The sequence below is a fragment of the Brotaphodocola sp. genome (assembly GCF_050873365.1).
In the GTDB taxonomy this organism is placed as follows: domain Bacteria; phylum Bacillota; class Clostridia; order Lachnospirales; family Lachnospiraceae; genus Brotaphodocola.
Genome location: NZ_JBNMIQ010000004.1, coordinates 101,180 through 120,875, shown reverse-complemented (window position 1 = coordinate 120,875; position 19,696 = coordinate 101,180). Strand labels below are relative to the sequence as shown.

Below are 19,696 nucleotides of genomic sequence, written 5' to 3'. Positions count from 1 at the left end.
GCAGATCATTTAGGACATCTAAGCGGGAATCCTCGGCCATTCAATGACCGAGTAATTTACAATATTGAGAGAAAAGGCGAAAGGATTCGTTTTTGTATGGATTGTATGGAAAAAAAGGGAAGAATTGTGATATTCGGAGGAACTTCGGAGGGACGGGAACTTGCAGAGACTGCACAGAGCAGTCAGGTGCCGGTGCTTGTCAGCGTGGTCTCTGAATATGGAGAAAGCCTTTTGACAGAGAGCAGATGGGTTGGTGTTCATCAGGGTGCTCTCGATGCAGATGGGATGAGAGAATTTCTGAAAAATGAGAATCCGCCGTTTGTGCTTGATGCGACCCATCCGTATGCGAAAGTTGTGACGGCACAGGTTCGAGCAGTCTGCGAGGAACTTGATCTTCCGTGTTATCGCGTGCTTCGGGAGGAAGAGGCGCTCGAGGAGGGGATGTACCGTGTTGCCTCGACGCAGGAAGCTGCGGATTTTCTGGAAGGACAGACTGGAAATATTCTGCTCACGACAGGAAGTCGGGAACTTCATGTATTTGCCGAAAAAGAAACTTTGCTTCCGCGCCTTTTTGCGAGAGTACTTCCGGACAGCAAGGTTCTCGCCCAATGCGAGGAGATGGGAATTAGCGGTTCGCATCTGATTGCGATGCAGGGTCCCTTTTCAGTTGAGATGAATCAGGCACTTTTGCACCAGACAAAGGCAGTCTGGATGGTCACGAAAGAATCAGGAGCACGAGGTGGATTTCAGGAAAAATGGCAGGCATCAAAGCTGTGTGGAGTCAAATTTCTTGTGATTAATCGTCCGGAGAATGAGGAGGGAATTTCCCTTGCCGAGGCAAAACAGCTTTTGGAAAAACATGCAGATGCGACAAAATTGACGGAACAGTATGTCTTGGGCGAGCAGAGCGACTTATCTGGGCAGAACGAATTAACGGAACAGAGCGATTTAATTGGTCAGAGCGAATTAACTGGCCAGAATGATTTAACAGAACAAAATAAATTAACCGGGAAAAGCGGGGAGAGCGCGCGAAATCTGTTCTTGATCGGAATGGGAATGGGCGGTGGAGATGATCTGACCGTCAGAGCCGTGCAAACTTTGCGAGAGTGCGAGGTGGTTTTCGGTGCACCGAGGATGTTGCAGGATGTGGCGCAGTATGCAAAACAGGCTCAAAAGGTTCCACTTTTTCAGGCGACAGCGATTGCGGAGTGGCTTGCGAATCGTGAAAATTTAAAACAGGGATATTCAGCGATCACAAAAGTCGCCGTGATTCTCTCTGGGGATACGGGATTTTATAGCGGAAGCAGTGCACTGGTAAAGCAGTTTTCAGAGAGCGGGTGGAAGGTGCATGTGCTTGCGGGCATTTCCTCCCCGTCAGCGCTTGCGTCCCGCATGCAGACAAGCTGGGAGAACTGGCATCTTTCGAGTGTGCACGGGCGAAGCTATGAGGCAGAAAATCTGAAAAACTTGCTTGACCAACATGAGAAAGTTTTCCTGCTTCTCGGCGGAACCGGAAGTTTTCTGGATGAAGTCTGTGAGAAACTTGTAAAGATCGGGTATGCGGATGCCTTAGTTACTGCTGGAATTCGCATGGGGTATGCGGATGAAAGACTGGTCTTGGGGCGAGCAGAGGAACTTCAACATCAGCCGATTAGAGAGCTGACGGTTGCATTGATTGAGAGAAAGTAAACAGCTCTAAATTTTCTGGATCTTGAAGCAGAGTTTGGAGCGGAGCCTGAGAGAGAACCGAGAAACACGATTACTTTAATTGCAAAGAAATATAGGGAAGAAATACATGGAAGGAATACAGGGATAGATGAGAGATGAATGGTTTGTGCGCGGGAAGATCCCGATGACGAAAGAAGAAGTCAGAGTTGTCTCGCTTGCAAAGCTGGAAATTGCGCCGGACAGTGTGATCTATGACATCGGTGCAGGGACCGGCTCAGTGACCGTGGAGGCAATCTGCATGGCACCGCAGGGGCAGATCTATGCATTTGAGCAGAAAGAAGAGGGCTGTGAGCTGATCCGCGAGAATCTGAACCGTGCCGGGATTTCAGAACAGCAGGCGGTTGTTGTGGAGGGAAGAGCACCGGAAAGTCTTGCGGGCTATCCTGTTCCTGACCGGGTATTTATCGGGGGGAGCGGAGGAAATCTCCCGGAGATTCTGGATCTTTTATTTAAAAAGAATCCGTCTGTCCGCATTGTCATCAATGTGATCGCACTTGAGAGTCTCAGCCAGATCACAGAGTACTGTGCACGCCGAAATTTGATTCCTGATGTGACCTGTATTCAGGCATCCCGTGCAAAACAGCTTGGCGCGTACCATCTGATGCAGGGAATGAATCCGGTCTATGTGATCACGCTTGACGGGAGAGAGCGAAGGGAAGAAAAGCGGGAGGGAATTCCGAGACTTCTGCTGACCGCTCCGTCGAGTGGGAGTGGAAAGACCGTGATCACCTCGGGACTTCTCGCCCTGTTTTCGAGAATGGGACTTTCCTGTGTCTCTTTTAAATGTGGACCGGATTATATTGATCCGATGTTTCATCGATATGTGCTCGGAATCCCCGGAAGCAACCTCGACAGCTTCTTCCTTGAGGAAGATGGAGTCAGACAACTCTTTGAGGAGCGCAGTGCCGGTCATGAGCTTGCGCTGATTGAGGGCGTGATGGGATATTATGATGGGGTAGCGGGAACGTCGTTTCAGGCTTCAAGCTATGAGATTGCAAAGATCACAGATACACCGGTGATTCTTGTCGTGGATGCCAAAAAGAGCAGTCGCTCCGTGTCCGCACTGATCAAGGGATTTTTGGAGTATCAGAAGGACAGCCGGATTGTCGGAGTAATTTTAAACAGAACCTCCCCGATGATGACAGAGAGGTTGAGACCGCTGATTGAGGAGCTTGGAGTGAAGCTGATCGGTGCAGTTCCGGAATGTCCGGAGGCACAGCTCGAGAGCCGTCATTTGGGACTCACACTTCCAAATGAGCAGAAGAAACTTCGCACACATATGGAGGCACTTGCGGACCGACTCGAACAGTACCTGGATATTCCGGGACTTCTTGAACTTGCAGGAATAGCGGAAGACCAGAGTGGTCATGCGAAGAATGAAGAGAGTGGTTATAAGAAGAACAATAATAAAAAGAACGATAATAAAAAGAACGATTGTGAAAACACGAATTCAGAGAATACGAATTCCGAGAACACGAATGCAGATTCAGAGGATACAGGCGATTTGACGGAACAGATTTCACCGTCGTCTTCATCGTGTTCATCGTTTTCGACTCGTCGAATCGGAGTTGCACAGGACGAAGCCTTCTGTTTTTACTATCAGGAAAATCTCGAATTTTTGAGACAGAACGGCTGGGAGATTGTGACATTTAGCCCGCTTCATGATGCAAAACTGCCGGAACATCTCGATGCATTGCTTCTCGGCGGTGGGTATCCGGAACTGTATGCAAGGGAACTCTCAGAAAATAAATCCATGCTTGAGAGCATCCGAATTGCAGGGACAGACCAGACAAAAAGAATCAAGATTCTTGCAGAGTGTGGAGGATTTCTCTACCTGCACCGCACACTTGAAGATCCGGAGGGGAAAAAGTGGCAGATGGTCGGTCTTCTCGATGCCGATGCATTTCGGACAAAGAAACTTTCAAGATTTGGATATATCACGTTGAAAACAAATCAGACAAATCCTGCTATGTCGTCAGATCAGATGGAGTTAAAAAAACCGGATGAGACAGATGAAATCAAATGCAAAGAGAAAACGGAACATGGAGAGTCAGCGGGCATTTCAATCCGCGGACATGAGTTTCACTACTGGGACAGCACAGATCCGGGAACGGCGCTTCTTGCAAAAAAGCCTCTTTCGTCGAGAAACTGGGCGTGTATGCATGTGAATGACCGGATGATTGCCGGATTTCCGCACCTTTATTATCGGTCTGATCCAGAGTGGATTCTGAGCTTTTTAAACGGTGGAGAGTGTGCGAGCGAAGGAGAAAATAAGGAATGATTCATCTGATTACCGGCGGGAGCGGGAGCGGAAAGTCTGCATTTGCAGAAACTTGCGTGATGCAGGCTGGCGCTTCTGAGCGATTTTATATTGCGACGATGAAGGTCTGGGGAGAAGAGGGACGGCGACGGGTCGAGAAGCACCGAAAGATGCGTCAGGGAAAAGGATTTGTGACGATTGAGTGTGAGACGGATTTGAAATCTCTGTGTCTGAGCGATTATCGAAAAAAATCAAATCCCCGATTGAATTCTTCCACTTCCGTGCTTCTCGAATGTATGTCAAATCTCACGGCGAATGAGATGTTTGAGAAGGGCGGAACGAGGGCGGAAATTTGTGAGCGAATTCTGGATGGAGTGCAGAGTCTCGCAGATCAGACGGATCATCTTGTGATAGTCACGAATGAAATTTTTTCAGATGGGTGCAAGTACGATGAGGATACCGTTCGCTATATCGATTTGTTGGCAGAGATTAACCGGAAACTCGCAGGAATCGCAGATGAGGTGACAGAGGTTGTCTTTGGAATTCCGGTTTGCCTGAAAAAAGAATTAGAGAGAGGAGGCAGGTTGCGATGAAGCAAAAAAAAGGAAACTGGCGGGAGAGCTTTATCATCGCTTTTTCGATGTATTCGAGGATTCCGATGCCACGGACCGAGTGGACGGAAGCGGGAATGCAGTATGCGCTCTGTTTTTTTCCGGCGATCGGAATTGTGATTGGAGTGGTTGTGTGTGCCTTTATGTGGATTGCACAGCGAATCGGAATTGGTAAGATTGCTGTCTGCTGTATCGGGACAGCAATTCCTTTGCTGATTACCGGCGGAATTCATATGGATGGATTTCTTGACACAACAGACGCGCACAGTTCGTTCGCGGACAGAGAAAAGAAACTTGAGATCTTAAAAGATCCAAATACCGGTGCCTTTGCTGTTATCGGCTACGGAGTTTATCTGCTTCTCTATCTCTCCGCGTGGTCAGAACTCAAGATTGTTGCATTTCCGGCAGTCATAAGCATCTATGTGATGACGAGGGCGTTAAGCGGATGGTCGGTTGTGGGATTTCCAAAAGCAAGAAAAAATGGACTTGCAAGCACGTTTGCATCGGGTGCGAGAGATCGCACGGTGAAGCAGACGATGATTCTGTGGTGGGTTCTTGCGATGGCATTTCTCGTGTATTTTGCAGGTTGGCTTCCGGCAGTGCTGATGGCAGGAGCAGAGCTTCTGGTGTTCCGGCATTATTATCATATGGCGGTGAATGAATTTGGCGGAATGACCGGTGATCTTGCGGGACATTTTCTGCAATCAGCGGAACTTGTGATGTATCTGGTGATCGCGGGATACGGCGTGCTTGTGTGGTAAGGGACGCAAGGTTAAACAAGATTTAATGAAAGCAAGAAATGAAAGCAAGAATATTTGAGCAGAGAAAGGGAACAGAACGATGATTTTGATTGTCGGAGGACGTGGGCAGGGGCAGACCGAGTATGCGAAGCAGTGCTTGAACAGCTTGAATGAAAGCAAGGCGGATGGATTTTGCATTGTGGATGGCGAGATCGATGATCCGAAATCTGCGATTGGAGCAGATCTGGTCTTGAATCTTCACGGGTTTGTGCGAAGTGTCATGAAGGCGGGGGGAGATCCGCGAGCATTCACGAGGGAACTTCTCGAATCCGCACCGGAGATTGTCACGATCGATGAGGTTGGATGCGGAATTGTGCCGATCGATGCGTTTGAGTGCGAGTATCGGGATGAAGCGGGAAGTGCAGGTCAGCTCCTTGCTTCGCATGCCGATCAGGTGATTCGCATGATCTGCGGGATTCCACAGAGAATCCGATAGCCCAGAGAGAAAGATTTGGACAGATTTTAATATAAAAACAAGAGGAAGAAAAGAATCATGATAATACTACGGGAGATAGTGGGAAACATTCCGGAATATGCGGGAGTGCTCTGCGTGGGAGCAGTTCTTGACCTTCTGATCGGAGATCCGCAGGGGTGGTGGCATCCGGTGCGATCGATCGGATGGCTGATCTCCTTTCTGGAGAAAAAACTTCGGGCAATCTTTCCAAAAACAAAAGATGGGGAACTTGTGGCAGGTGGTGTACTTGCCATACTTGTTCCGGCGGTGAGTGTGCTCTGCGCAGGGGCAGTTTTGTGGGTGGCAGGCTGGATTCACCCAAAGTTCAGACTTGCAGTCATGGCAGTGATGTGCGGACAGCTTCTAGCAGGGCGTTCGCTTCGAGATGAGAGCATGAAGGTGTGCAGGGCGCTTCAGAATGGAGATGTTGAGGGGGCAAGATATGCGGTCTCCATGATCGTCGGCAGAGATACAAAACCGCTCTCTGAGGAGGGGATCACAAAAGCGGCGATTGAGACGGTCGCGGAGAATGCCTCAGACGGTGTGATTGCGCCGATGATGTGGATGTTTTTCTTTGGCCCTCTCGGTGGATTTTTTTATAAGGCAGTCAACACGCTTGATTCGATGGTGGGATATAAAAATGACCGCTATCTCTACTTTGGCAGAGTTTCCGCTCATCTCGATGATGTCGTGAACTGGATACCGGCGCGTTTTGGCGCACTCTGTTTTGTTGTGGGAGCGTGGATACTTCCGGGATATGATGGAAAAAGCGCATGGAAGATCTGGCGCAGAGATCGGCACTGTCACAAGAGTCCGAACTCTGCACAGGGAGAGTCGGCATGTGCAGGAGCGCTGGGACTTCGGCTTGCCGGAGATGCGTGGTATTTTGGAAAACTGGTGAAAAAACCGTTTATCGGGGATGAGACGCGCCACGCGGAGGCGGAGGACGTCATTCGGGTCAATCGCCTGATGATGACGGCGTCGTTTCTTGCCCTGATTGTGGAATTGGGAGGCATGTTATGGATCAGAGGCTTCATGGCGGGATTTTAAATTATGAGGAGCGAACGAGTGGAGAATATCTCGATTACTCGGTGAATATCAATCCGCTCGGCGTGCCGGATTTTGTGAAAAAGGCGGTCGCAGAGAGCATTTCCTCACTGGATCGTTACCCCGATCCGGAGTGTCGAAGACTCTGCCGTCGCCTCGCAGAAGTTCATGATCTGAGTGAGACTCAGGTGATCTGTGGAAACGGAGCGGGCGATCTGATTTATCAGCTTGTAAATTGCGTGCGTCCGAAGCGGGCAATGGTTCTCGCACCGACATTTTCGGAGTACGAGTTTGCGCTTGAGAGTGTGGGCTGTCAGGTGGAGCATTTTTTTCTTTCGCGCGAACAGGATTTTCGCCCGGATATAAGCGCACTCTGTCAGACCGTCGCAGAAGAAACGGATCTGGATCTGCTCTTTTTTTGCAATCCGAACAACCCGACCGGAATCAGCGTGAGCCGGTCAGAGCTTGAGGAATTGATCGCGCTCTGTGAGAAAAAGAAGATTCTTCTCGTCGTCGATGAGTGTTTTCAGGAGTTTCTTGAGGAGCCGGATCGGACTTCGGTGATTTCGCTTCTTCGACAGAAAAAGACTTCGCACAATTTGTACGGTTGTTCGCAGGACTCTCGTGATTTGCACCATTCGCATCATTTACATCATTCACATCATTTATACAAGAACCTGATCGTTCTTCGTGCGTTTACAAAGACTTATGCGATTGCCGGGCTCCGACTCGGCTATCTGCTTGTCGCTGATTCTGACTGGAAAGTGCGCCTTCGCGAGCGTCGTCAGCCGTGGAATGTTTCTCTGCCGGCGCAGGAAACCGGTCTTGCCTGTCTTGGCAGTCAGGGAGAGGCGTATGTAAAGGAAGCGCGTGCTCTGATCCGGAGCGAGAGGGAACGAATCAGCGATCGCATGCGCGCACTTGGCTATCGGGTCTATCCGTCGGAGGCGAATTTTCTGTTTTTTGAAGTTCCGTGGGAATCACAGGAAGAAAAGAACGATTCGGAGACGCTGTTTTCGTTTTGCATGAAGAGAAAGATTCTGATTCGCGACTGTGCAAATTACCGGGGAGTGGGAGCGGGATCTTATCGCATCTGTGTGCGGACGGAAGCGGAGAACGAGAAACTTTTGCAGGCACTGAAAGAGGCAAAAGAAGCAAAAGAAGCAAAACAGGCAAAACAGACGAATCCGTGAATGATAAACAGAAGCAAAACGGACACAAAAACAGACGCAAAACACAAGCAAGACAGACGCAAGATAGAAGCGAATCGGTAAATGGCAGAAAGGAGAAATGGCAGGATGGGGTTATATCGAATTATTCTCGTGGATGACGAGGAGGAAGTCAGAAAGGGAATCATCAAAAAAATCAACTGGGAGACGCTTGGATTTGAGGTTGTGGGAGATGCTGAGAACGGGCAGGACGCACTTGAGAAGATTGAACAGCTCGAGCCGGATGTGATCATGACCGATATTCGCATGCCCTACATGGATGGGCTGGAACTGATTGCAAAGATCCGCCAGAAATATCCGTCGATGAAGGTGCTGATCTTCTCCGGATATGACGATTTCGAGTATGCACAGCAGGCGATCAAGCTGAATGTGACGGAGTACATTTTAAAGCCGGTCAATGTGGAGGAACTCACGGAGATTCTGACGCGCGTCCGGGAAAATCTGGACAAGGAGATTGAACAGCGAAGAAATCTCGACCTCTTGCGGGACAGCTATCTGAAAAGTCTTCCGATTCTCAGGGAGCTGTTTTTAAATGAACTCATCAGTGGAAATGGTAAGGAGGACACTGAGAAGCGCCTCAAAGAGTATGAGATCGATCTTCTCGGCGCGCGCAAGTGGGTCACGGCGGTGATCGGGATTGAGCCGGAGGCAGGACCCCTCGCTCATCATCAGGAATTGATTCCGATTTCCGTGCGCCGTCTGATTGAGGACAACTTAAAACCTTATTGCCGAAATGCAGTCTTTGCAACTTCCGAAGGTCTGGCCCTGATCGTTGCGATCGATGATGACAAGACAAAGACAGCTCTGATCGATCAGCTCGGCGACATCTGCAAGGAGTGTCGGAGAATTCTGGAAGTCACGGTCACAATCGGAATCGGGCACAGCAGTCAGAGCTTAGAAGAACTTGGAGCTTCGTATCAGTCGGCAGTCGATGCGCTCGGATACAAGGCGATCGTGGGACCGGGAAGCACGATCTACATCAACGATATGGAGCCGGTCAACCGCGGAAAACTCCAGTTTGATGCAAAGGAAGAGGCAGAACTGATCGGTGCGATCAAATTTGGCGGGAGAGAGAAGATCGAGGAGATGGTACACCAGATCACAGCGCGGATGGAGGATGCAAAAGTGCATGTGCGCCAACAGCAGATCTACATGATGGCGGTGATCAATGCGCTGATGCGTCTGATTCAGCAGTATGACCTCAATGCATCCGAGGTGTTGCAGGTTCCGGAGAAATATCAGGAGATCCCGGATGCGATGCAGAACCGGGAGGAGTTTGAGGAGTGGCTGATCCGGACGGCGTGTCGAATCAGCGAGATGATGGGACGGGAGAGAGATAACACGGCAAAGCGCATGATTCTCGACGCGAAGCAGTATATTCAGGAGAATTATCAGAATCCGGATCTCTCCGTCGAGATGGTCTGCCGTCAGCTTCACTTGAGTCCCGCGTATTTCTCCACGATGTTTAAGAAGGAGACCGGTCAGACGTATGTGGGATATCTGACGCAACTGCGCCTTGACAAGGCAGTCGAACTCTTAAATACGACGGATGACAAGACCTACATCATTGCCCAGAAAGTCGGTTATCAGGAGCAGAATTATTTCAGCTATGTGTTCAAGAAGCGATTTGGAGTCTCTCCGACCCGTTTCCGTCAGGCACAGTAAGCGCGATTGGGAGGACTTATGAAAAAACGGGAAGGAAGCGGGCGATGGGGGGATCTCGGCATCCGAAATACGATTTATCTGTATTTTACGGTCAGTGCGCTCTCGGCAATGATTCTGATCGGAGTCTCGCTCTACGGACGTCTGTCCGGTCAGATGACGGCGACGATTCTCGAGGAAAACCAGGGAATGATCACGATGGTCAACCGCTCGGTCGATTCGTATTTGCGCACGATCATGAAACTGTCAGACTCGCTCTATTACGGAGTTGTCAAGAATGCGGATGTCACCTCGGATATGAGGTCCGATGTGATGAACCGGGAGATGACGATTCTCTATGACAACAACAAGGACACCGTCTTAAATATTGCGCTTTTGTCGCGGGAGGGGGAACTGTTGCAGGCGGTTCCCGCTGCGAGATTAAAGACCGATCTCGATGTGACGCAGGAGGACTGGTTTCAGGAGACGCTCGAGCGGACGGACAATGTGCACTTTACGATTCCGCATGTGCAGTACATTTTTGACAACAGTGAAAATCAGTATCGCTGGGTGATCACGGTCTCCCGCGCCGTCGAGATCACGCGGGGAACGTCGACGGAGCAGGGTGTTTTGCTCCTCGATGTCGGCTACGGCAGTCTTCAACAACTGCTTGACAACATCACACTCGGCAACCAGGGCTACCTCTACATGATCGGAAGCGGAGGGGAATTGATTTACCATCCACAGATGCAGTTGATTGAGTCGGGGATTGTGCAGGAGAACCTTGAATCGGCATCCGCTTACCGCGATGGAGCCTACCGGGAGACGTATCTCGGGGAAAAGCGGGAGATCACGGTCAAGAGCGTTGGCTATACCGGTTGGAGGATTGTCGGGGTCACCCCGGAACACGGAATCACGCTCAACATGATCAAGACAAATCTGTTTTTGATCTTTATTCTCGCATTCTTCCTCTTTGTGCTGATTATCATCAACAGCTTCATCTCCTCGCGGATCACGACCCCGATTCAGGAACTTGAAAAGTCGGTCAATGCGCTTGAGGCGGGTGAACTTGACACGAAGGTCTATGAGGGCGGATCGTATGAGATCCGTCATCTCGGAAGATCGATCCGGAGCATGGCAAAACAGATCCGGGTGCTGATGGACGATATTGTGGCGGAACATGAGTCAAAGCGAAAGAGTGAGTTTGACACGCTTCAGTCGCAGATCAATCCGCATTTCCTCTACAACACGCTCGACATCATCGTGTGGATGATCGAGAATGAGCAGAAGGCGGAGGCAGTCAAAGTTGTGACCGCGCTCGCGCGATTTTTCCGCATCAGTTTAAGCAAGGGAAGAAGCATCATTCCGGTGAAGGATGAACTCGAGCATGTGCGAAACTATCTGATGATTCAGCAGATGCGCTTTAAGAACAAGTTTACCTATGAGATTGAGGCAGATCCGGGGACGCTCGAGATGGCGAGCTTAAAGCTCATGCTCCAGCCCCTCGTCGAAAATGCAATCTATCATGGAATGGAGTTTATGGACGGGGACGGAGAGATTCTTGTGTGCGTGAGCAAAGAGGAGAGTGGACTCTGCTTTACGATTCAGGATAATGGTCTTGGCATGACGCAGGAGCAGGCGGAGAGCCTTCTGACCTCAACGACGCCTCATGTCTCCTCAAAGAGAGGCTCCGGAATCGGAGTCAAAAATGTGAACGAGAGAATTCGACTCTATTTCGGAGAGACTTATGGGCTTGAGATTGAGTCGGAGCCGGATGAGGGAACCACGATCCGGATTCATCTTCCGGCAGTGCCGTATGCAGAGATCCTGGAAAAGGAGAAAAAAGAGAAAGAGCAGAAGGCAGAGAATTCAGAACGTACAGGGAATGTATATACAGGAAATGTTAGGAATACGGCGGATACGGGGAAGGAGAAGAACGCGTGATGAAAACGAGAGAAAAATTGTTTGTGGCGATTTATGTGTTGTTTCTCGTCTTTCTGTATCTGCTTTCTTCGACAGATCTGATTATCAAGGAGCGGAGGCAGGAGATCTGCCCGATCTCGATTGTCGCGGACACGACGAGCGACGAGTACTATGGCAACTTTAAGAAAGGCATGGATCAGGCGGGGATCGAATTCCACGCAGATGTGCGTTTTGTCACACTCTATGAGGAAAATCAGGCGGATCAACAGGTTGATTTGCTGATGAGGGAACAGCAGGACGGGGCGAGAGTGCTGATCTCTGTCGCAGTCGATGAGACGAGTCTGGAAAACGCGCTTGCGGACAAGCAGATTTCCGTACCGATTGTCGTGGTCGGGACAGAACTTCCGATGGACAAGGTGTCGGCGGTCGTGATGACGGATACGTATGAGATGGGAAAGACGCTTGCTAAGAAGGCGATTGAGGAAAATGAACCGGATGTGAGGTTCTATGTATTTGGAGGAGAAAAGGAGAATTCAAAGGTTAAACGGTTTTATGATGGCATCTCTTCCGTCCTTGAGAAGGAGGGGCGGACGGCGATTCGCATCAGTGATTCGGGAGATGGGGAGAGCTTTCGGAGCACGATCGAGTCGCTTGTCTATCCCGAGAACAGGGAGGCAGTGATTCTTGCGCTTGACCCGAAGAGTTTGGAGACGACAGCGGACATCCTCGCGGGAAGCAGTGTTTATCAGACGTATGTGAAGGGGCTTTACGGCAGGGGTACGACGGTGAAAATCTTAAATGAGCTGGATAAGGGGATCATTCGTGGAGTCTGTGTCACAGACGAATTCAGTCTCGGATATTTGAGCGTCCGGCAGGCAGTAGCGGTCGCGAAAAACCAGACGGTGCAGGACCCGATCGTTCTACCAAATTACTACATAGAGAAAGAGGATCTGCGAAATCCGGAGTATGAAAAAATGCTCTATCCGATTGAGTAGTGGATGTTCCATAACATTCGCTCTGAGTGAGAGAAGTTTCTTGGAAGGCTTGGAAGGGGAGACAGAGGGAGGAGATGCAAGATGATGGGATGGACAAAAAGAGAGGAAAGAAGGAGTCTTGGAAAAAGTGGTCTTGGAAGAAGGACTTCCGGACGAAGCGTTTCTGGAGCATGTATTTCTGGGAAGTTTGTTTCTGGACTGCTTGTTTTTGGAGTGCTTGTTTCCGGGCTGTTTCTTTCCGGATGCGCACAGTCAAACCAAAAGACACAGCAGAAGAAATCGATTCGGATCGGCGTGAGTCTCTACCGGGCGGAGGATACGTTTATCAACAATCTGCGAAGTGAGCTTGAGGAGAGTGCCAAGGTCTATGAGCAGGAAAATGGGATCAAGGTCACGCTTGATATTCAGTCTGCAAAGGGGAATCAGAACACGCAGAACAATCAGGTTGAGCGGTTTCTCTCGCTTGGCTGTGATGTGCTTGTGATCAATCCGGTTGATCGGACTTCGGCATCATCGATCATTGACAAGGCGATGACGGCGGGCGTTCCGACGATCTTTTTCAACCGTCAGCCGGTGGAGGAGGATATGAACCGCTGGGATCAGCTCTACTACGTCGGTGCAGATGCAAAGGAGAGCGCGGTGCTTGAGGGGCAGATCGTCACCGATCAGTACGAGAAAGATCCGGCAAGCATTGACCGAAACGGGGATGGCGTTGTCCGCTATGTGCTTCTCGAGGGGGAGAGCAGTCATCAGGATTCGCTGATCCGAACCGAATGGTCGATTCAGACGCTCAAGGATGCTGGGGTTCCGATTGAGAAAGTGACGGGAGGAATTGCAAACTGGGAGCGCAGTCAGGCTTCCGCGCTGATGGAACAGTGGCTTGAGCAGTATCCGGGGGAGATTGAGCTTGTGGTCAGCAACAACGATGACATGGCGCTCGGTGCACTCGATGCGATTGAGCGCGCAGGCGTGTACGGGATCACGGTTGTCGGAATCGATGCGACGACTGCGGGGCTTGATGCCGTGCATGCGGGGAAAATGCTCGGCACAGTCTCCGCGGACAGGAAGGCGTATGCCGGGGCGATTATGGAGATTGCGACGGCAAAAGCACTCGGCGAGGAGATTCCGGAGGAGATGGAACTGGAAAATGGTAAATATTACTGGAGCAAACAGAGAATTTTTACCGAAAAATAGTGAAAAAGATCACAAATCGAAAAAAATCCATAAAAGCAAAAAGAAAATCTTATAGAAAAATACATATATGGGGGCTATAATATAGGTGTCGATGAGGCAAAGTAAACAAAATTCGACAATGATTTCATGTATGTAGAGGGAGGATTTACACTATGAGATTAACGAAGAAAGTAACAGCAATGGCTATGGCATCTGCAATGATTCTGTCCATGACAGCATGTGGCGGTTCCACTTCCAGCAGTGCAACTACCGCAGCACCGACCGAGGCTGCAAAGACTGAGGCAGCAGCAACCGAAGCTGCAAGCACCGCTGAGGCAGTAAAGGAAGCAGCAGGAGATGTTGATCTTTCTGATAAGAAAGTCGGCATCAGCATTTATAAATTCGATGATAACTTCATGACTCTGTATAGAACCGAGTTACAGCGTTACCTGACCGAGGATTTAGGATTCAAGGCTGAGAACGTTGTTATCCAGGATGGTAAGGGCGATCAGGCAGAGCAGACCAACCAGATTCAGAACTTCATCACCCAGAAGTACGACGTTCTGATCCTGAACCTGGTACAGGCTTCTTCCGCACCGGAGATCACCGATATGTGTAAGGAGGCTGGAATCCCGGTTGTATTCATCAACCGTGAGCCGGATGAGGCTGAGGAGACCAGATGGAAAGATGAGAAGATTCCGGCTACTTATGTAGGTTGTGATGCTAGACAGTCCGGTACCTATCAGGGACAGGAAATCTACGAGACCGAGAATAAGGGCGATATCAACGGAGATGGCAAGGTTTCCTACATCATGATCCAGGGCGATCCGGAGAACGTAGATGCTCAGTACAGAACCGAGTTCTCTGTAAAGGCTCTGACCGATGAGGGCATGGAAGTTGAGGAGCTGTTAAAACAGCGTGGTGACTGGGATCAGGCAAAGGCTCAGCAGATCGCACAGGATGCTCTGAACCAGTATGGCGACAAGATCGAGGTTATCTTCTGTAACAACGATGCAATGGCACTTGGTGCTTTACAGGCAATCGAGGCAGCTGGACGTACCGTAAACGAGGATATCTACCTGGTAGGTGTTGATGCTCTGACCGAGGCTGTTCAGAACGTTATCGATGGCAAGCAGACCGGTACCGTATTCAACGATCACTTCTCTCAGGCAAAGATGGCTGCTGACTGTGCAGTAAGCTACTTAAAGGGTGAGGATGTTGATCCGGTGAACATGGTTGACTACATCAAGGTTACCCAGGACAACGCTCAGGAGATTCTGGACAAGCTCAAATAAATTAGAACCTCTTTGAAAGAAAGGAACCGGGTGTGTCCACGGACACACCCGATTTTTCTGAAAAATGGCAGTAAGGAAAGGAGTTAAACGGGATGGCAGAACAGTACAGACTGGAAATGGTTGGAGTGAGCAAGTCCTTCCCTGGCGTTAAGGCTCTGGACGGAATCAGCTTGAAAGTGCGTCCCGGAACCGTTCACGCTCTGATGGGAGAGAACGGAGCAGGAAAATCAACTCTGATGAAATGTCTTTTCGGCATCTACAAGATGGATGAGGGAAAGGTATTTATTGATGGAGAGCAGGTCAACATTGCAAACCCGGATGAGGCACTCAAGAAAGGTCTTGCGATGGTGCATCAGGAGCTTCAGCCGATTCCGGATCGTTCCATTGCAGAGAATATGTATCTGGGAAGATACCCGATGAAGGGTGTGGGTCCGCTTCGCATGATCGATCACAAGAAGATGAATGAGGAAGCCGAGAAATGGCTGAAAAATGTAAAGATGGATTTTGATCCGAAGATGAAACTCGGAACACTCTCCATCGGTCAGATGCAGTCAGTTGAGATTGCAAAGGCAGTCAGCCAGAATGCAAAACTTGTAATTCTTGATGAGCCGACCTCTTCTCTGACCGATAATGAGGTTGAGGCGCTGTTTCGAATTATCCGTGATCTGAAATCAAGAGGTGTTTCGATGATCTACATCAGCCACAAGATGGCAGAGCTTCGTCAGATCTCCGATGACATCACGATCATGCGAGATGGAACGTATGTCGGTTCCTGGAAGATGGCAGAGATTTCCGATGATGAGATCGTAAAGCAGATGGTAGGTCGTGAGCTGACGAATGTGTACCCGCCGAAGGAGGATTGCCGGACGAATGAGACCGTTCTGAAGGTTGAGCACCTGTGCAGTATCCATGAGCGCTCGTTCCAGGATTGCTCGTTTGAACTCAAGCGTGGTGAGATCCTTGGATTTGGCGGACTGGTCGGAGCACAGCGTACTGAGCTGATGGAGGCAATCTTCGGAATGCGCCACGTCGCAAGCGGTAAGATCGAAGTTCTCGGCAAGGAAGTGACGATCAAACGTCCGGAAGATGCGATCAATGATTCGATCGGAATGATCACCGAGGACCGTCGAGGAACAGGTATTCTCGGATGCTTGAGCATCAATGATAACACTGCCATTGCTTCTTACCGGCGTTACACGAACGCTGGCGTGATTGACCAGAAAAAAGTCGATACCGTTGTACAGGACAGCATCAAGAAGCTGAATATCAAAACTCCGAGTGGAAAGACTCTGATCCAGTCGCTTTCAGGTGGTAACCAGCAGAAGGTAATCATCGCCCGCTGGCTGGCAAACAACCCGGATATCCTGATCATGGACGAGCCTACACGAGGAATCGATGTAGGTGCGAAATATGAGATTTATCAGATCATGATCGATCTGGTAAAACAGGGCAAATCCATCATCATGATTTCGTCCGAGATGCCTGAGTTAATCGGTATGTCGAACCGTATCATTGTTATGTGTAACGGTCACATCACCGGAGAGCTTGAAGGCGAAGAGGCAACTCAGGAGCGGATCATGGCGTGTGCAACGCAGTTTGATCTTCATGGAAAATCAGCTGAAAAATAATCCAGTCAGGAGGGTTCAATCATGACAGCAAAAAAATTTAATGCGAAAGATTTCCTTATCAATAACGGAATCATTGTTGTGCTGGTACTGCTGGCACTCTACACCGGCATCATGCAGCCGACATTCTTCTCACCGAGTAACATCAAAAACGTATGCTTAAACGTAGCACCGCGATTCATCATCGCTTGTGGCGTTTCCGGATGTCTGATCACAAAAGGTACGGACCTGTCCGCAGGACGTATGGTAGGTCTGGCAGCCTGCGTAGCAGGTACTCTGCTTCAGAAGGCAGATTACAGTGGTAAGTTCTTCCCGAACCTTCCGTTCTTCGGAACTTGGTGGGTACTGGCAGTTCTGCTGATCTGTGTGGCAATCTGCTGTGTATTTGGTGCAATCAATGGTCTTGTTGTTTCTTACCTTCAGGTTCCGGCATTCATCGGTACTCTGGGTATGCAGTTGATCGTTTACGGTGTCTGCCTTGTTTACACGAACGCAACCCCGATCGGTGGTTATCGTCCGGCTTACACCGAGGTTGCAAAGGGACAGCTCTTTGGTGTCGTTCCGTATCTGTTTATCATCGCACTGGCAGTTGGTCTTGCAATGTGGTTCGTTTACAACAAGATGCCTCATGGTAAATACATGTACGCAATCGGTGGTAACGAGCAGGCAGCAGAGGTTGCAGGTGTCAACACCAAGAAGACCAAGATCCTCATCTACATCACCGCAGCAGCTTGCTACGCACTGGGTGGTTTCCTTGTAGGCGCAAAGTCCGGTGGTTCTTCCGTAAACATGGGTTACGGCTGGGAGCTTGAGGCAATCGCAGCATGTACGATCGGTGGTGTATCTGTAAACGGTGGTATCGGTAAGATCTCCGGCGTCCTGATCGGCGTTCTGGTATTCGAGATCTTGAAGACCTGCTTACAGTATCTGGGCGTAGATACAAACTACCAGTACATCGCACAGGGTATCGTTATCGTCGTTGCAATCGCTCTGGATATCAGAAAGTACATTGCAAAGAAGTAAGCGAGAAATCGAGAGGGTTTCGATACGTCGTTTGTGTTACATAAAAGTATATTGAATTTTTTCATAAAGCATTTCGGTCTGAGAGGGCTGGAATGCTTTATGTGTTTTTGTCTATCGCTGAGTAAACTTGTCAATTTGGCATACGAGTGAAAATTTAAATAAAGAAAAAGGGAGGCTAAGAGAGATGACAGAAAAAGAGCAAGGCTCAAAGATAATGATGGATACGGAAAAGATAGGAATGTCGGATGTGGAGTTGGGTGAAAGATCGGATCAGGATCTGAATGAAGATTATAAAAATGTTATTGAAAACACCAATAAAAATAGGGATGAAAATATGAATGAAAAGTTGGATGAGATGTCAGAGCTGGAGCGGGAGAATCAGCGACTCAGAGAAGAAAATCAGCGCTTAAAAGAGTACCGTGCATCCCTCCCGCCGAAGGAACGACTTTACGATCGAATTCCTCTGACTGTAAAACAACTGGATATAATTATTGCAGGACTTGTGATTTTGTTTTTAGTCGTTTGCGTGATGGGGATGATGCACCATTAGATATCAGAAGTTTATTTATAGGGGGCTCCTCCGGTGGAATAAGTCGTGCAAACTCGTTCTCACTCCGGGTTCGACGTAGCGGTGCATAAGGTCGCAAAGTACGCGACCTAAACACCGACGTCTCACACGGGTTTGCCCGGACTTTTTCACCATCGGAGCCCCGCCAAGATTATGGCAGTTCTAATATTGCTTTGAGTTAATATTTAGGCGTTAATAGTTTTATAAGTCTAATTAATTTTTTGTAATCCTTTACTCAACTTACTATTCTGATATTCTCCAGTGAAAGTTACATCTCTGCCAAACCACGCAGGTGGAGTGAAAGCGAGGGCTTCTTCCTCAGTTGGAAATTCTACTTCTGCAAGAATCAGCCCTTGATAATCTCTCTCAAAAATATCAAGTTCGATTGTAAGAGCAGTTCCCTCGATCGGAATACGGTATCTGCGTTTACTAAGGATAATTCCGTCTGCTTTTTCGAGAAGATGCAGGTAGGCAGTTTCATTCAAAGGCAGATTGTATTCCTCGCGTGCGAGAAGACCATGCGATTTGTATGTCATGTAATATTCATCTCCATCACGTCGAACGCGAACGACAGGATCGGTGCAGAGATAAGCCTGTTCAATCATCCGCGATGGAAAATTTTCATATCCGTCAGGAAGTGTCTCGATCTTATATTTTCTCTCAATTTCCATATTCAAAATCCTCCTAAATAAAAAAGTATATATTTTTTCCATAGCATTTGCGTATCTGTACATTGAAAATATGTGAGATAAAAATTTTCTTTAACAAAAACGAGTTATCAATAGTATATCAGATTTTAGCTCGAATTGCTTATAAAAGTGGAAATTATATGATAACCTATCAGCATTAAGATTTTTGGAAAAATTATAGCTAGTACTAAAAATAAGTGAAAATTTGATTTTGGTAAAAGAATATGGTTTGAGAATATGTAAGGCGACGGAATGCGAGAAAGTCCGTGCAAACCCGTGTGAGACGTCGGTGTTTAGACTGCGTATTTTGCAGTCTTATGCACCGCTACGTCGAACCCGGAGTGAGAACGAGTTTGCACGACTTATCTCGCTGAAGGAGCCGAGAGTAGAGAAAACACACAGACTTATCTCGCTGGAGGAGCCAAGAGTAAAGAAAACGCACAGACTTATCTCGCTAGAGGAGCCGAGAGTAGAGAAAACGCACAGACTTATCTTGCTGGAGGAGCCGAGAACAGAGAAAATGAGAAAAAAGAAAAAATAAAGATTTGTCTCTCAGTAAAATCCTAAGCCAGAGACAAAAGAAAAGCCGAAATCAGAGATAAACACAAGAAGTTAAATCATTAAAGATCTCAATG

At 48.7% G+C, this 19,696-nt stretch carries 16 protein-coding genes; 15 read left to right on the top strand and 1 reads right to left on the bottom strand.

Annotated features, from left to right (window positions below; genetic code table 11):
* Positions 1 to 96 precede the first annotated feature (96 nt).
* From cobK to ACR0QT_RS03435, 15 genes are all read left to right on the top strand, one after another.
* On the top strand, positions 97 to 1,689 hold the full coding sequence (cobK, locus tag ACR0QT_RS03505) for a precorrin-6A reductase (protein ID WP_432629512.1): 1,593 nt from the start codon (positions 97 to 99) through the stop codon (positions 1,687 to 1,689).
* Positions 1,690 to 1,816: 127 nt separating this feature from the next.
* On the top strand, positions 1,817 to 4,009 hold the full coding sequence (locus tag ACR0QT_RS03500) for a cobyrinate a,c-diamide synthase (RefSeq protein WP_432629511.1): 2,193 nt from the start codon (positions 1,817 to 1,819) through the stop codon (positions 4,007 to 4,009).
* Positions 4,006 to 4,581 carry a bifunctional adenosylcobinamide kinase/adenosylcobinamide-phosphate guanylyltransferase gene (locus ACR0QT_RS03495; protein WP_432629510.1) on the top strand — a complete coding sequence of 192 codons (576 nt, stop codon included), beginning with the start codon at positions 4,006 to 4,008 and terminating at the stop codon, positions 4,579 to 4,581. Before ACR0QT_RS03500 ends, ACR0QT_RS03495 begins: the two co-directional genes overlap by 4 nt.
* Positions 4,578 to 5,360: an adenosylcobinamide-GDP ribazoletransferase gene (locus ACR0QT_RS03490; RefSeq protein WP_432629509.1), complete on the top strand. Its 783-nt coding sequence runs from the start codon at positions 4,578 to 4,580 to the stop codon at positions 5,358 to 5,360. The genes ACR0QT_RS03495 and ACR0QT_RS03490 overlap by 4 nt, the downstream gene beginning before the upstream one ends.
* Before the next feature lie 79 nt (positions 5,361 to 5,439).
* The gene (locus ACR0QT_RS03485; RefSeq protein ID WP_432629508.1) at positions 5,440 to 5,835 is read left to right on the top strand and encodes a bifunctional adenosylcobinamide kinase/adenosylcobinamide-phosphate guanylyltransferase; all 396 of its coding nucleotides are present in this window, start codon (positions 5,440 to 5,442) and stop codon (positions 5,833 to 5,835) included.
* A 57-nt stretch (positions 5,836 to 5,892) separates the two neighbouring features.
* Positions 5,893 to 6,903, top strand: a complete 1,011-nt coding sequence (gene cbiB / locus ACR0QT_RS03480; protein WP_432629507.1) for an adenosylcobinamide-phosphate synthase CbiB — start codon at positions 5,893 to 5,895, stop codon at positions 6,901 to 6,903.
* Complete coding sequence (locus ACR0QT_RS03475) at positions 6,873 to 8,093, top strand: pyridoxal phosphate-dependent aminotransferase (RefSeq protein ID WP_432629506.1); 1,221 nt, start codon at positions 6,873 to 6,875, stop codon at positions 8,091 to 8,093. The genes cbiB and ACR0QT_RS03475 overlap by 31 nt, the downstream gene beginning before the upstream one ends.
* A 105-nt stretch (positions 8,094 to 8,198) precedes the next feature.
* Positions 8,199 to 9,794 carry a response regulator gene (locus tag ACR0QT_RS03470; RefSeq protein WP_432629505.1) on the top strand — a complete coding sequence of 532 codons (1,596 nt, stop codon included), beginning with the start codon at positions 8,199 to 8,201 and terminating at the stop codon, positions 9,792 to 9,794.
* A gap of 18 nt (positions 9,795 to 9,812) precedes the next feature.
* Complete coding sequence (locus tag ACR0QT_RS03465) at positions 9,813 to 11,714, top strand: sensor histidine kinase (protein ID WP_432629504.1); 1,902 nt, start codon at positions 9,813 to 9,815, stop codon at positions 11,712 to 11,714.
* Positions 11,714 to 12,688 carry a substrate-binding domain-containing protein gene (locus tag ACR0QT_RS03460; protein WP_432629503.1) on the top strand — a complete coding sequence of 325 codons (975 nt, stop codon included), beginning with the start codon at positions 11,714 to 11,716 and terminating at the stop codon, positions 12,686 to 12,688. Before ACR0QT_RS03465 ends, ACR0QT_RS03460 begins: the two co-directional genes overlap by 1 nt.
* A gap of 81 nt (positions 12,689 to 12,769) precedes the next feature.
* The gene (locus ACR0QT_RS03455; protein ID WP_432629502.1) at positions 12,770 to 13,882 is read left to right on the top strand and encodes a galactose ABC transporter substrate-binding protein; all 1,113 of its coding nucleotides are present in this window, start codon (positions 12,770 to 12,772) and stop codon (positions 13,880 to 13,882) included.
* Positions 13,883 to 14,034: 152 nt separating this feature from the next.
* The gene (locus ACR0QT_RS03450) at positions 14,035 to 15,156 is read left to right on the top strand and encodes a galactose ABC transporter substrate-binding protein (RefSeq protein ID WP_432629501.1); all 1,122 of its coding nucleotides are present in this window, start codon (positions 14,035 to 14,037) and stop codon (positions 15,154 to 15,156) included.
* 92 nt (positions 15,157 to 15,248) lie between these two features.
* Positions 15,249 to 16,784, top strand: coding sequence for a sugar ABC transporter ATP-binding protein (locus tag ACR0QT_RS03445; RefSeq protein ID WP_432629500.1), 1,536 nt, complete (start codon positions 15,249 to 15,251; stop codon positions 16,782 to 16,784).
* 21 nt (positions 16,785 to 16,805) lie between these two features.
* On the top strand, positions 16,806 to 17,804 hold the full coding sequence (locus tag ACR0QT_RS03440) for a galactose/methyl galactoside ABC transporter permease MglC (RefSeq protein ID WP_432629499.1): 999 nt from the start codon (positions 16,806 to 16,808) through the stop codon (positions 17,802 to 17,804).
* A gap of 184 nt (positions 17,805 to 17,988) precedes the next feature.
* Entirely contained in the window at positions 17,989 to 18,354 is a 366-nt protein-coding gene (locus ACR0QT_RS03435; protein ID WP_432629498.1) for a hypothetical protein, read from the top strand.
* Between the two features lie 227 nt (positions 18,355 to 18,581).
* On the opposite strand, the gene ACR0QT_RS03430 is transcribed toward ACR0QT_RS03435, so the two are convergent.
* Positions 18,582 to 19,043, bottom strand: coding sequence for a CYTH domain-containing protein (locus ACR0QT_RS03430; protein ID WP_432629497.1), 462 nt, complete (start codon positions 19,041 to 19,043; stop codon positions 18,582 to 18,584).
* Positions 19,044 to 19,696: the final 653 nt, after the last annotated feature.

Bases quoted from the DNA above. Each gene is read 5' to 3' on its own strand.
- ACR0QT_RS03470 (WP_432629505.1), top strand. From the start codon at position 8,199: ATGGGGTTATATCGAATTATTCTCGTGGATGACGAGGAGGAAGTCAGA.
- cbiB (WP_432629507.1), top strand. From the start codon at position 5,893: ATGATAATACTACGGGAGATAGTGGGAAACATTCCGGAATATGCGGGA.
- ACR0QT_RS03500 (WP_432629511.1), top strand. From the start codon at position 1,817: ATGAGAGATGAATGGTTTGTGCGCGGGAAGATCCCGATGACGAAAGAA.
- ACR0QT_RS03495 (WP_432629510.1), top strand. From the start codon at position 4,006: ATGATTCATCTGATTACCGGCGGGAGCGGGAGCGGAAAGTCTGCATTT.
- ACR0QT_RS03435 (WP_432629498.1), top strand. From the start codon at position 17,989: ATGACAGAAAAAGAGCAAGGCTCAAAGATAATGATGGATACGGAAAAG.
- ACR0QT_RS03430 (WP_432629497.1), bottom strand. From the start codon at position 19,043: ATGGAAATTGAGAGAAAATATAAGATCGAGACACTTCCTGACGGATAT.
- ACR0QT_RS03465 (WP_432629504.1), top strand. From the start codon at position 9,813: ATGAAAAAACGGGAAGGAAGCGGGCGATGGGGGGATCTCGGCATCCGA.
- ACR0QT_RS03490 (WP_432629509.1), top strand. From the start codon at position 4,578: ATGAAGCAAAAAAAAGGAAACTGGCGGGAGAGCTTTATCATCGCTTTT.
- ACR0QT_RS03450 (WP_432629501.1), top strand. From the start codon at position 14,035: ATGAGATTAACGAAGAAAGTAACAGCAATGGCTATGGCATCTGCAATG.
- ACR0QT_RS03485 (WP_432629508.1), top strand. From the start codon at position 5,440: ATGATTTTGATTGTCGGAGGACGTGGGCAGGGGCAGACCGAGTATGCG.
- ACR0QT_RS03440 (WP_432629499.1), top strand. From the start codon at position 16,806: ATGACAGCAAAAAAATTTAATGCGAAAGATTTCCTTATCAATAACGGA.
- ACR0QT_RS03475 (WP_432629506.1), top strand. From the start codon at position 6,873: ATGGATCAGAGGCTTCATGGCGGGATTTTAAATTATGAGGAGCGAACG.
- cobK (WP_432629512.1), top strand. From the start codon at position 97: ATGGATTGTATGGAAAAAAAGGGAAGAATTGTGATATTCGGAGGAACT.
- ACR0QT_RS03460 (WP_432629503.1), top strand. From the start codon at position 11,714: ATGAAAACGAGAGAAAAATTGTTTGTGGCGATTTATGTGTTGTTTCTC.
- ACR0QT_RS03445 (WP_432629500.1), top strand. From the start codon at position 15,249: ATGGCAGAACAGTACAGACTGGAAATGGTTGGAGTGAGCAAGTCCTTC.
- ACR0QT_RS03455 (WP_432629502.1), top strand. From the start codon at position 12,770: ATGATGGGATGGACAAAAAGAGAGGAAAGAAGGAGTCTTGGAAAAAGT.